The 11,858-nt window shown below is 68.2% G+C and carries 11 protein-coding genes; 2 read left to right on the top strand and 9 right to left on the bottom strand.

The window, feature by feature from the left end; all coding sequences use genetic code 11:
- Nucleotides 1-92: 92 nt before the first annotated feature.
- Both AVR91_RS36850 and AVR91_RS36845 read left to right on the top strand, forming a co-directional pair.
- Nucleotides 93-1,709, top strand: coding sequence for an alpha/beta hydrolase (locus AVR91_RS36850; protein ID WP_063274076.1), 1,617 nt, complete (start codon nt 93-95; stop codon nt 1,707-1,709).
- 134 nt (nt 1,710-1,843) lie between these two features.
- A complete protein-coding gene (locus AVR91_RS36845; RefSeq protein ID WP_016338237.1) occupies nt 1,844-2,119 on the top strand; it encodes a helix-turn-helix domain-containing protein in 276 nt (91 codons plus the stop codon).
- A 241-nt stretch (nt 2,120-2,360) separates the two neighbouring features.
- On the opposite strand, the gene AVR91_RS36840 is transcribed toward AVR91_RS36845, so the two are convergent.
- From AVR91_RS36840 to grpE, 9 genes are all read right to left on the bottom strand, one after another.
- Nucleotides 2,361-2,936, bottom strand: coding sequence for an EndoU domain-containing protein (locus tag AVR91_RS36840; RefSeq protein WP_063274077.1), 576 nt, complete (start codon nt 2,934-2,936; stop codon nt 2,361-2,363).
- Between the two features lie 76 nt (nt 2,937-3,012).
- Entirely contained in the window at nt 3,013-4,260 is a 1,248-nt protein-coding gene (locus AVR91_RS36835; RefSeq protein WP_063274078.1) for a DUF6297 family protein, read from the bottom strand.
- Entirely contained in the window at nt 4,254-4,859 is a 606-nt protein-coding gene (locus AVR91_RS36830) for an ABC transporter ATP-binding protein (RefSeq protein WP_063274079.1), read from the bottom strand. The genes AVR91_RS36835 and AVR91_RS36830 overlap by 7 nt, the downstream gene beginning before the upstream one ends.
- Nucleotides 4,856-5,728: an LLM class F420-dependent oxidoreductase gene (locus AVR91_RS36825; protein WP_083737884.1), complete on the bottom strand. Its 873-nt coding sequence runs from the start codon at nt 5,726-5,728 to the stop codon at nt 4,856-4,858. Before AVR91_RS36825 ends, AVR91_RS36830 begins: the two co-directional genes overlap by 4 nt.
- A gap of 232 nt (nt 5,729-5,960) precedes the next feature.
- Nucleotides 5,961-7,787 carry a phosphoenolpyruvate carboxykinase (GTP) gene (locus tag AVR91_RS36820; RefSeq protein ID WP_063274080.1) on the bottom strand — a complete coding sequence of 609 codons (1,827 nt, stop codon included), beginning with the start codon at nt 7,785-7,787 and terminating at the stop codon, nt 5,961-5,963.
- A gap of 394 nt (nt 7,788-8,181) precedes the next feature.
- Entirely contained in the window at nt 8,182-8,913 is a 732-nt protein-coding gene (locus tag AVR91_RS36815; protein ID WP_063274081.1) for a hypothetical protein, read from the bottom strand.
- 110 nt (nt 8,914-9,023) lie between these two features.
- Nucleotides 9,024-9,524 carry a hypothetical protein gene (locus tag AVR91_RS36810; RefSeq protein ID WP_076153344.1) on the bottom strand — a complete coding sequence of 167 codons (501 nt, stop codon included), beginning with the start codon at nt 9,522-9,524 and terminating at the stop codon, nt 9,024-9,026.
- Nucleotides 9,521-11,362, bottom strand: a complete 1,842-nt coding sequence (locus tag AVR91_RS36805; protein WP_063274083.1) for a dynamin family protein — start codon at nt 11,360-11,362, stop codon at nt 9,521-9,523. Before AVR91_RS36805 ends, AVR91_RS36810 begins: the two co-directional genes overlap by 4 nt.
- Nucleotides 11,359-11,844 carry a nucleotide exchange factor GrpE gene (gene grpE / locus AVR91_RS36800; protein ID WP_016338245.1) on the bottom strand — a complete coding sequence of 162 codons (486 nt, stop codon included), beginning with the start codon at nt 11,842-11,844 and terminating at the stop codon, nt 11,359-11,361. The genes AVR91_RS36805 and grpE overlap by 4 nt, the downstream gene beginning before the upstream one ends.
- Nucleotides 11,845-11,858: the final 14 nt, after the last annotated feature.

Below are 11,858 nucleotides of genomic sequence, written 5' to 3'. Positions count from 1 at the left end.
ACGAAGGGCGGTTGCCGTCGGAGTCCCCGGCGGATATCAATAGCCGCAAGTCGCGAACAGGAACTTCGCACGCAACATCAAAGGGGCATCGGATGAAGAAACTCCGCTATGCGGTGGTGATCCCGGCTGTCGCCGGCACCATGCTGGCCGGGTTCACGCCTGCGTTCGCAGGTCCGGAGGCTGCCGGGCAGCAGCCGCTGAACTCCACCAATATTCCGGCGAAGTACGCGGACCAGAAGCTGGACTGGCACAAGTGCACCGCCAGTGAGCTGCCGTCCGCGCCGCCTCCGGGGGCCGAGAACATCGAGTGTGCGACCTACCGCGCGCCGCGTAACTGGTACAAGACGAACGAGGCCATCGACCTGACGATCGCCGTCAGCCGCCTCGCCGCCACCAGCGGCAAAGCGACGGCCAGTGTCATCACGAACCCGGGTGGCCCCGGCGCTCCGGGCCGTAACTTCCCGGCCCGTCTGCGTAACCAGACGAAGCTGCGCGCGAACCAGGAGATTATCGGTCTCGACCCGCGCGGCACCGGCAAGAGCACCAACATCACCTGCGGCAACGCGATCGGCACGGGCTCCGACCTGGACCCGCGCGACCGCAGCCGGGCGAACCTCAACCTGATCCTGGACGCCACCAAGTACGCGGCGGACTCGTGCCAGGTGAAGTCCGGCGAGCTGGGCCCGCTCATCAACACCGCCCAGACCATCCGCGACATCGACCTGCTGCGTGTCCTCCTGGGCCGCGACAAGATCAACTGGGTCGGCTACTCGGCGGGCACCTGGATGGGCGCGCACTACGCGCAGCAGTTCCCCACCCGGACCGGCCGCTTCCTGCTCGACTCCTCGACCGAGTTCACCACCACCTGGCAGAACTCGTTCGACGGGCAGCCGCTCGGCTTCGAGCGCCGCTGGCGTCAGGACTTCCTGCCGTGGATGGGCAAGTACGACAAGCTCTACGGCTTCGGCAAGACCGGTGAGGCCGCCCGCCAGACGTACGAGAAGGTCCGCTTCGCGCTGACCCAGAACCCGGTGGAGGTGGACGGCGTCCCGGTTTCGGCCAACGCCCTCGACTCGACCATCGCGTCGTACCTCTACTCGAAGCGCAACTTCCCGGCGCTGGCCGACTACCTGGTCAACCTGAAGACGCTGACCGAGGGCACCTCGACGCAGCAGCAGAAGTCCTCGGCCGCGCAGAAGGTCAAGGCCGAGACGGTCGACGGTGACGGCGTCATCGGCCCGCAGCCGCTGTTCGTCCCGACCGACGGCGACTCGTACAACGCCAGCTTCTGGACCATCCCCTGCAACGAGGGCAAGTGGACCGGCAACCGGAACAGCGTCATCCGTCAGTCGCAGAAGCTGATCGACCGTGATCTGCCGCTGCTCGGCGCGGGCTGGCTGATCCAGCCGTGCATCTTCTGGAAGAACAAGCCGGTCGACCTGCCGAAGCTCGACGGCCGCGGCGTCCCGCCGGTGCTGATCGTCCAGTCGGTGAACGACCCGGCGACCCCGATCGAGGGCGCGACCCGTGCGCACCGCGCGTTCGCCGGTTCGCGGATGATCACCGTGACCGGTGAAGGCGACCACGGTATCTACGCCGGCGGCAACGCGGGTGTGGACAAGGTCGTGGAGGACTTCCTCGTCGACGGCAAGGTGCCGAACGACCAGAGCCTCCCCGGACTCCCACTTCCGGTGCCCGCGGGCGCCTGAAGCCACTAGGGATTGTGGCCCCGTCGAGTTCCGGCTCGGCGGGGCCCTTTTCTTGGGGTTGTCCACGACCTGTGCACAGAGTTGTCCACAGGCTGGGGGTAACTCGGCACGCGAGCGGTATTACTATTGGGCTCATGGTGCGAGTGCCGTTGACGGACGAGGAACGCGAACGCGGCGAGCGGCTGGGGCTGGCGCTCCGGGACGCGCGCGCGGCGTCGTCGCGGAGCATGGTCGAGGTCGCGGCCGAGGCCGGGATCTCGGTGGAGACGCTCCGGAAGATCGAGACCGGGCGGATCCCGACGCCCGCCTTCTTCACGGTGATGGCGATCGCGGACGCCGTCGCGCTGCCGCTGGACGCGCTGCGTTCGGCCGCCGAGGGCGGCGCCGAAGAGGTCGCCGAAGCGAGTTGACGAGGGCTTCAACACCGCTTCGTGAGCAATGGGCGTACGCGACGGCGGTGAAGGACGCTTTCGCCGCATCGCATGCGGTCAAGGCCCCCTTCATCCCACTTTCCACAGGGCCCCGCCGTTGTGGACAACTACCGCCGCCGATCACCTTCCGCCCCGTTCCCGTCCCCCACCGCCGATACGCTGGTGCAGGGCGCGCCCCCCAGGGACGGGTGGGGGGTGGGGTGCGCGCGTGAGGCCGAGATCAGGGGCGCAGCGCGGCCAGGGCGTGTGCCCGGTCGTTCAGGTAGAGGAAGCCGTCGATCGGCAGGTCGAAGCTGTTCAGCAGGCTGTCCAAGGTGGCGTATTCGTCCACGCCGAGGTGCAGGTTCTCGTTCATCGCGTGCGCGACGAGGACGTCGGCCAGTTCTTCCCACTCACCCGACCAGTGCAAGGTGCGGTAGAAGGCCAGGAGGTCCGGCGCGATCCGGTCGCCGATCTGGTCGAGCAGGCTGTCGCCGAAGAAGCTGATCCGGCCGGCGGCGAGGTCGGCGACGGTGGGGTTCGCCGGGTCGGCGGCGGTGTCGGGGTTGCGGACCACGCCGGGGCCCGCCACCGGATAGCCCGTCTTGACGTGGCCGTTGTCTTCGACCAGCACGATCAGGTGCACGCCGTACCGTTCGCCGGCGCAGCGCCAGCGGCCGTTGTGGAGTCTGAGGCGGGGTTCGCTCGGATCGTTCGCGACGTCCTTGATCACCGCGATGATCTGCTCGTCGGTCCAGCCCGCGGGGAACTCGCTGGTCGCCCGCCGCCCCTTTCCCGGTGCGTGCCCGCCGCCCACTCGTGCTCCTTTCGTCGCATCGAGGGTAACCCGCGTTCGGAGTATCCGAATGATCCGAACGCGGGAACGGGTGACCTCAGGTGATCACGCTGAGCAAGACGGCACCGACCACGAGCACGTCGACGCCGCGCAAGGCCTGTAGCCCGGCCGCACCGCCGCTGACGTCGTAGTTCATCGGCGGCCGGGTCGCCGTCCGCACCGCGGCGAAGACCGCGAGCGGGAGCGCGAGCCACACCGGCCAGGCCGGGACCACCCCGAGGAGCAGCGTCGCCAGCCCGAGCAGGATCCCCCAGGCGAGCCCGAGCAGCGCGATCACCAGCCCGTTGACCAGCCGCAACTCCCAGTCGGACGCGCCGAGCCACCGCCGGCGGCCGGGGTTGCGCCACAGCTCGCCGAGCCCGCCGACGAACGGCACGAGCGCCGCGTACGCGCCGAGCGTGAACAGCGCCGCCGCGGGGATCGCCGGGAAGGCCAGGTGAGCGACGCCCACCAGGCTCGCGATCACCACACTCGCCGCCGCGTATCGCGTCCGGCCGAGCACCCCCGCCCAGGCGAGCCGCAGCGTCGTCGGACGCCGGAGCGACAGCCACGGCACCGGCTTCGACTCCGGGATCAGCAGCATGGGATCCATGAAGACCGCGGCCATCGCCCTCAGGAGCCGCGCGTTCCAGCCGTCGACGAGTTCCTGACGGCCGACCCCGGACATCGGCTCGCCGCCGAAGGCCGCCGCGACCGCCACCACGAACAGGGCACCGGCCAGCACCTCGACCGCGACCGGGCCCAGGCCCGCGGCCGCGAACGCCAGGCCGGCGACCGCGAGCACGACCGGCGCGAGCGTTTCCCCGCGGATCGCCGTCCGCCGCGCGGTGACGGCGGCCAGGATCGCGCCGGAGGCGGTCAACGCCGACATCGCGATCCACACGTCCCTCGCCCCGCCGCCGATCGCGGTGACCAGCGCGCCGGTGTAGCCGACCACCAGGACCAGCCCGGCCCAGAGCGTCCACATCCGCTTGACCACGACGCGGCGCCTGTCGACGCGGGCGAAGTCCATCCACGTCAGTGCCGCCGGTTCGGCCCAGACGAAGCCGCGGCGCAGCAGGGCGCGCCAGAACATCGCGCACAGCACGATCAACAACCCGAAAACCGCCGGAAAGTCCACAAGGGACTGTCCAAAGAGGAAATCGCGGAGCTTCGGCAGGTTCTGGAAAGCGGTGAACAGCGCACCGAATCCGAACAGTGCCAGGAAGGCCTGGTAGTCGCCGTTGAACAGGCCGCCGAAGCGCTGTCGTCCCGGGACATGCGTGGGGGCTTTCGTGGTCACCACAACTCGAGGGTGGAGTCGGCCGCTTCGAGCAGCGGAGGATGATGTGTGGCCACGACGACGGCGGCTCCGGCGGAGGTCGAGCGCTTGATCAACGACGTCAGCCATTCCTTCCCGGCGACGTCGAGCGCCCGCTCCGGCTCGTCGAGCAGGAGGACGTCGTGCGGTCGCGCCGTCGCGCCGAGGAGCAACAGTCGGCGGCGTTGCCCGGCCGAGAATTTGCCCGCGGTGACCTTCGCCCGCTCGGCGAGCCCGGCGTCCGCGAGGAGCGCGTCGTAGTCGCCGAGATCGGCGCCGAACGAACCCTCCAGCAGTTCGAGATGCTGGAGCGGGGTCAGCTCGGCGAAGAAATCGGAATCGTCGAACAGGACGGAAACCTTGCGGCGGAAGGAAACATCGCGTTCGTCGGGTTTCCCGCCCGCGACGACGACCCGGCCGCGCTGCGGTGTCTGCGTTCCGTACAGGCACCGCAGCAGGGTCGATTTCCCGACCCCGTTGGGGCCGACGATGACCGCGCATTCGCCCGCCTCGACCTCGAAGTCGAGGCCGTCGAACAACCAGTGCTCCCCGGCCTGGACGCCGAGCCCGCGTACGTCGATCATCGGCCGCGCAAGGTTTCGATCACCGGCGCGAGCGCGTCCATGTTGTGCTCCAGCACGGTGAAGTAGGTGAAACCGAAACGTTCGCGATGCGCCAGGATCTGTTCGGCGATCTGCTCGTGGGTGCCGACCAGGGCCGTCGGCAGTTCGGCGAGCTGATCGACGGTGAGCTTCCCGTCAAGCAGCTCTCGCAGGCTTTCCAAACCCTGTCGCCGATCTTCGACCACGGCGACGAAATGCGAGAGGATGTTGAATTCGACGGTACGGCCGTTCAATTTCCCACGGACGAAATTCACCCGTTCTTCGATTCCGGCCGCGTCGTCGACGGCGAGCGCGCCCCCGTCGGGAACGGCCGCCGTGCCGGTGAAGCCGATGATGTCGGCGTGTTCGGCGGCGAGACCGAGAAGCCTGTCGCCACGGCCGGCGATCATCAGCGGCGGGCCGGGTTTCTGCACCGTCGGCGGTTTGTGGTTTTCGTCGGCATAGAGCCTTTTCAGCACTTTGATGGTGTTTTCGAGATGGTCCACGCGTTTGCCCGCACGCGGGAACTCCATTCCCGCCGCTTGGAATTCGGCCTTCACGTAACCGGCCCCCAGGCCGAGCTCCAGCCTGCCTTCGGTGAACTGGTCCGTGCCGGTGACGTCGCGGGCCAGCAGCACCGGGTTGTAGAAGGCGGTGTTGATGACGAAGGTGTTGAGCCGAGGGCGGTCCGTCACCTCGGCGGCGAGCACGAGGGCCGGGAACGGCGGTGCCATGCCGAGATGGTCGGCCGCACCGATCACGTCGAAGCCGAGATCCTCGGCCTTCCGGCACTTTTCGACCCACGCGGCACGGCTTTCCGGGACGACCATGTTGACGCCGAATTTGACCATGCGGCCACGGTACCGAGCGCGAAAGAAGAAGGCCTCATCCTCGGGAATGACTCCGAGGATGAGGCCTTCTCCAGCACCAATCGGTCTCCCCAAGGGCGCCCCCGCGCCCGACGGAGACTTCACCGCTCGAGCGCCCTCTCTCGGGCCGAAGGCCCCCGGAAACTCGATGAAGGGGCGCCTCCCCGCATCACGTGAGTGAGATGCGGAACGGCGCCCCTTCGGCGAGTTTTCGTCAGCGCTCGAGCCGAGTACGCAGCGCGTCCAGCTCGTCACGCAGCGACGACGGGACCTTGTCGCCGATCTTCTCGAACCACTCCTCGATGAGCGGCAGTTCCTGGCGCCACTCTTCGGCGGAGACGTCCAGCGCGGCCTGGATGTCGGCCAGCGGCTCCTTGAGGCCCTCGGTGTCGAGGTCCTCGGCGTTCGGCACGAAGCCGACCGGGGTCTCGTTCGCGTTGCCCTTGCCCTCGACGCGCTCGATGACCCACTTCAGGATCCGCGAGTTCTCGCCGAAGCCCGGCCACAGGAAGCGGCCGTCGTCGCCACGGCGGAACCAGTTGACGTAGAAGATCTTCGGCAGCTTGTTCGCGTCGGCGTTCTTGCCGAGGTCCAGCCAGTGCTTGAAGTAGTCACCGGCGTGGTAGCCGAGGAACGGCAGCATGGCCATCGGGTCGCGGCGCACGTTGCCGACGGCGCCGGCGGCGGCCGCGGTGGTCTCCGACGACATGGTGGCGCCCATGAACACGCCGTGCTGCCAGTCGCGGGCCTCGTTCACCAGCGGGACCGTGGTCTTGCGGCGGCCGCCGAACAGGATCGCCGAGATCGGCACGCCCTTCGGGTCGTCCCACTCCGGCGCGAGGATCGGGCACTGCGACATCGGGGTGCAGTAGCGCGAGTTCGGGTGCGCGGCCTTCTCTTCCGACTCCGGCGTCCAGTCCTGCTTCTTCCAGGAGGTGGCGTGCTCGGGCTTCTCGCCCATGCCCTCCCACCAGACGTCGCCGTCGTCGGTGAGCGCGACGTTCGTGTAGACCGTGTTGCCCTTTTCGATGGTGCGCATCGCGTTGGGGTTGGTGTGCCAGTCGGTGCCCGGCGCGACGCCGAAGAAGCCAAACTCGGGGTTCACCGCGTACAGGCGGCCGTCCTCGCCGAACCGCATCCACGCGATGTCGTCACCGAGGGTCTCGGCGCGCCAGCCGGGGATGGTCGGCTGCAGCATGGCGAGGTTGGTCTTGCCGCAGGCGCTCGGGAAAGCCGCCGCGACGTAGTGGACCTTGTCCTCGGGCGAGATCAGCTTGAGGATCAGCATGTGCTCGGCCAGCCAGCCCTCGTCGCGGGCGATGACCGAGCCGATGCGCAGCGAGTAGCACTTCTTGCCGAGCAGCGAGTTTCCGCCGTAGCCGGAGCCGTAGCTCCAGATCTCCCGGGTCTCGGGGAAGTGCGAGATGTACTTGGTGGTGTTGCACGGCCACGAGACGTCCTCCTGGCCCGGCTCCAGCGGCGCGCCGACGGAGTGCAGGGCGGGGACGAACTCGCGCTCGGTGCCGTCCTCGGTGACGAACTTGTCCAGCGCGGCCTTGCCGGCGCGGGTCATCACGCGCATGGAAGCGACGACGTAGGCGAAGTCGGTGATTTCGATGCCGAGCTTGGGGTCGTCGGCGCCGAGGGGGCCCATGCAGAAGGGGATGACGTACATCGTGCGACCGCGCATGCATCCGCGGTACAGCTCGGTCATCGTGGCCTTCATCTCGGCCGGGTCCATCCAGTTGTTGGTGGGACCGGCGTCGGCTTCGTTCTCCGAACAGATGAAGGTGCGCTCTTCGACGCGGGCGACGTCATTCGGGTCGGAAGCCGCCCAGAACGAGTTGGGCTTCGCGTCGAGCTGCACGAACGTGCCGGCGGAGACCAGCTCGGCGTTGATCCGGGCGGCCTCTTCGTCGGACCCGTCGACCCACACCACACGGTCCGGAGTGGTCAGTTCGGCGACCTCCCGGACCCAGGACAGCACGCCACTGTGCGTCGTCGGCGCATTTTCCAGTCCGGGGATGGCGACTGCGGTCATCTCTACTCCTGACTTCCGACGGCAGAAGCCCACACCGGGAACGACGCTGTTCCGATGCGGGCTTCGATGCCGGCGACCGAATGGCTTCGCACACCGGCGGGAAGACCGGCGTGCAGGTTTTGGGATTCCCCGAGAGTAGCCGGATGACCGGCAGGTAACCGAGAGCTGACCTGTCGGTTCTCTCACAAGAACGATAAGGGAATCGATTCAGTATCACCGGAATGGGCCATACGCAAAAATTCTTCCGGTGATCGATCGCACAGCCCTCGGACGAATCGGACATGAGAAAACCCGGCACGAGGTCTCGCGCCGGGTTGTCCTGTGACCAGGATTACATTTGTCGCCTATAAAATGGACTAAACCATTCTTGTATTGGTCCAGGCCATTTCAGGATTCAGTTCGGGCTGATCCACTGACCGGTGGCGGAATCGATCTTCGCCACACCTTCGAGTGTTTCGGTGCCCTCGCCACCCCACGCGGCGTCGCCGGCCGGGTCGGCTGCCGTGTTGCCTTCGGCCGCCGGAGCGCTCGTGAAGGCCGAGTCGATGTCGTTGCTGACCAGGCCACTGCCGACCTCGGTCCACTGGCCGGGGCCGGTGTGCTCGTAGGTCTTGGAGTTGCCGGAGGCGTCGGTCTCCACCGCGATGTCGGCGCTGCCGTCGCCGTCCTTGTCGGTGAAGGCGATCGTGCGGCCGTCCTCGGTGTGGACGATGGCGGTGTCCGGGGTCCCGTCGTTGTTGGTGTCGACGGTCGGCGGGCCGACCTCGACGTCGCCGCTGGGCATGTCGGCGTGCATGGTACCGCTGGTACCCGCGTCGGAACCGTCGTCGCTGCCACTGCCACCCGCTTCGACCCAGGAGCCGGACGCCTCGTCGTAGACGGCTTCCTGGACGACCTTGCCGTTCTCGTCGAGCACCGCGTACTGGTCGGCCTCGCCGTCACCGTCGCTGTCGACGAACGCCTGGCCGGTGCCGTCCTCGTGCTGGATGACCGCGGCGTCGTTCACGCCGTCCTTGTCGAGGTCGTAGTTGAGCTCGGCCTGGTACTCCTCGCCGTCAACGTGGACGGTGACCGCTTCGGTGGAGCCCGACTCGGTGTCCGTGCCGCCGCTCTCGTCGACCCACATGGGATAACCCCCTCGTTGACCTGCTGGTGTGTCGAAGCTTAAGACTCACCGTAAGCCGGTTCGGTTCCGGTCCACAACAGGACCACCCGCGCGGGCAGTCCGGAGGTTCGTCAGGCTGGGAGCCCCGTGCCGCCCAGACCGACGCACCACGAGCCGCCCTCCTCCTGCGTCACCCACAGGATGCTCGGGTCGGGCGCCGCGTCCGTCCTGCGGATTTCCACGTCGAAGGACACCCGCGTCGCTTCGTTCTGCCGTCGCGCACCGATCATCACCGTGGTGCCGTGCTCCGCGAACCCGGCCACTGATTTCGAAGCCGGGTACTCGGCCGAAGGGGCACAGTCGACATTCGTCAGCTTGGCGGGATCCCGAGTCTCCACCGCGTCGGCGTAGGCACGGGCGATCTCGTCCGGGCCACCGGGAAGACGCTGATAGGCCACCTTGTCCGAGTTAGCGACGACGACGCCCAGCACGACCACCGTCGCGATGGTCAGCACGATCACCCCGGCCAAGACCCCGAGGCCGATGAAGAGCCTCTTTTTCTTCTTCGCCCTCTTCTCGACCACCCAAGGCGGCTCGGCGAACGGCTGCTGCGGCTGCTGAGGAAAAGTCACGCTTGATTGTCGCGCAGTGACCGGATGCGACCGAGCAGTGCCTCGGCGCGGTCTCGGCCGTCCGAGACGTCCTTCAGGCGCTTCGCGACGACCGAGATCTTCTTCGCCCGTTCCTGCGCGCCCATCTTGATCGTCTTGTCGACTTCCTTCAGCTCCGCCTCGATCGCGTCGATGCGGCGGCCGAGGGCTTCGTCGAGCGCCATCGAGAGCTGCTGTTCGGCTTCGATCAGCTGCTCCGCGACGAGCTGGTCCAACGTGGACCGCGCGTCGGCGATCGCCTCGACCAGCCATTGCTTCATATGCTGCTTGTCCGACGCGTGTTTGCGCGTCCGCGCCATCCACCAGCCGGCCCCGAGCCCGATGACGATCGTGGCGGGCAGGATCACCGGGTTCAGGATCGCGACGCCCGCCAGCGGCAGCGCGGCGACCTTCCCGGCGCCGAGACCGCCGGAAACCCCCATGAAGATGAGCAGTTTGTCCTCGGCCGTCGGCGGCTTCTTGTCCGGCGGGCGCAGCACGACCGGTGGGCCGCCCGCCCTGGCGAACTGGCCGCGGATGATGTCGAGCTCCTCGGCCGAGAACAGCTCCGAAAGCGCGACGTTGGTGACCTGGTTGAGCCGCTGGGAGAGCAGCATCGAGATCCGCTGCGACGTCGTCTGCAACGCGATGTCGACCTGCTGCGGCAGCGCGGCGAGCTCGTCCCGTTTCGCGCCGTCGATCCGCTGGCGGAAGCGGGTCGACGCGTCACGCATCTGCCTGCTGGTCTCGTGCCCGACCTCGACGCGGGTCCGTTGGATCTCCGCGCGCAGTTTCAGCTGCCAGCCGCGGGTCGAAGACCGGCGCTCGGTGGTCAGATCGTCGCGGCGCTGGCGCAACTGCTCCGCTTCGGCCTCGCCTGCGGACAACGCGCGGCTTTCCGCCTGCAGCTTCGCCTTGAGTTCGCCGAGCGCGCTCGACAGCGCCCGCAGGGTGTTGGCCTCGCCCAGCATCGCCGACCGGCCGACCAGCATCTCCTGCAACGCGCCCTGCAGCGCGGCGATACCCGCCTTCTCGCGCAGCATCATGGCCATCTGCTCGTTCGGGGCCTTGGCCGCCGTCTCGAACATACGCGCGGACACCGGGTGGAACACCGCGTCGGCGAACCGGGGGGCGTGCTCGGCGAGCAGCCGCCGGTCGGCTTCGAGCACCTCGCGCCAGCCGCGGAACTGGTCGGTCTTCGTCAGCGCGAACAGCACGGTCTCGACGCGTTCGCCCATGTCGTGCAGGAACTGGAGCTCCTGCGCGGTGAACGGTGAGGAGGAGTCGACGACGAACAGGAGCGCGGTGGCACCGGCGGCGGCCTCCTTCGCCAGCTCGCCGTGCATCGAATCGAGCCCGCCGACGCCCGGGGTGTCCACAATGGACACCCGCTCGAGCAGCGGGACCGGACCGGAGACCTCGACGTACCGCGGCGGGATCTGCCCTTCCGGCAACTCGTGGGCAGCCGAGACCCAGTGGATCAGGTCGTTCAGGTTGATCGGCACCGGCGCCAGCTGGCCCGGGTAGCAGGCCTGCGCGGACCACTGCTCGGCGTGCTCGAAGACGAGATACGTGGCCGTGGCGACGTCGGCGTCCACAGGGGACAGTCCCGGCATGGACAGGAGCGCGTTCACGAGCGAGCTCTTGCCGCGGTTGGTCTCGCCGACCACCACGACCGACGGCTTCTTCGGCCGCGCCTTCCGGATGTCTTCGACCCATTTCGCGGCCTGGGGATCGGCTTCGCGGACGACCGTGAGCAGCTGTTCGCGAGTGCTCTTCACGACCGCGGGCAGATTGGCCGCCGCGCTCGGAGCGGTCACTGTGCCTTCTTCGCGTAGACGATGACGATCGGCGCGCGCAGCACCCGGTCGTGATCGGCGAACCCGACGACCTCGGTCTCCGCGACGAGCCCTTCGAGTGCCGGATCCTCGGTCGCGACCGCGCCGCCCGCCTCGTGCACGGCGGGGTCGAACCGCTCGCCGTCCGGGCGCAGGGCACGGACGCCGATCGCGGCGAGACCGTGTTCGAGCCGCTCGACGACACCGCCGCTGCGGGCGCGATCGAGGGCGTACAGGCACATCTGGATCAGTGCCTGCCTGTCGGCGAGAGCCTGTTCGAGGTCGGCCGGACCCGTGGTCGTGGACTCCACATCGGGTTTCGACGCGGCTTCGACCTCCGTGGTTCCCTCGGATCGCGAAGTCTCGCCGTCCGCTTCGGCGATGATCGCCGCCGAGATCTGGCCGGTCGGCACATCGTCCGGATTTTCCTCGTCGACCGCCTTCTTGCGCAGCCAGGCACCCACCGATTCGACCCCCG

Origin of the sequence: Amycolatopsis keratiniphila subsp. keratiniphila (assembly GCF_001620365.2) — a bacterium.
Lineage (GTDB): Bacteria > Actinomycetota > Actinomycetes > Mycobacteriales > Pseudonocardiaceae > Amycolatopsis > Amycolatopsis keratiniphila.
This window is presented reverse-complemented; position numbering and strand designations above follow the sequence as displayed.

What these genes read in the sequence shown, in the direction of transcription:
- AVR91_RS36845 (WP_016338237.1), top strand. Translation starts at nt 1,844, where the DNA reads ATGGTGCGAGTGCCGTTGACGGACGAGGAACGCGAACGCGGCGAGCGG.
- AVR91_RS36825 (WP_083737884.1), bottom strand. Translation starts at nt 5,728, where the DNA reads ATGGTCAAATTCGGCGTCAACATGGTCGTCCCGGAAAGCCGTGCCGCG.
- AVR91_RS36815 (WP_063274081.1), bottom strand. Translation starts at nt 8,913, where the DNA reads ATGTGGGTCGACGAGAGCGGCGGCACGGACACCGAGTCGGGCTCCACC.
- AVR91_RS36830 (WP_063274079.1), bottom strand. Translation starts at nt 4,859, where the DNA reads ATGATCGACGTACGCGGGCTCGGCGTCCAGGCCGGGGAGCACTGGTTG.
- AVR91_RS36820 (WP_063274080.1), bottom strand. Translation starts at nt 7,787, where the DNA reads ATGACCGCAGTCGCCATCCCCGGACTGGAAAATGCGCCGACGACGCAC.
- AVR91_RS36850 (WP_063274076.1), top strand. Translation starts at nt 93, where the DNA reads ATGAAGAAACTCCGCTATGCGGTGGTGATCCCGGCTGTCGCCGGCACC.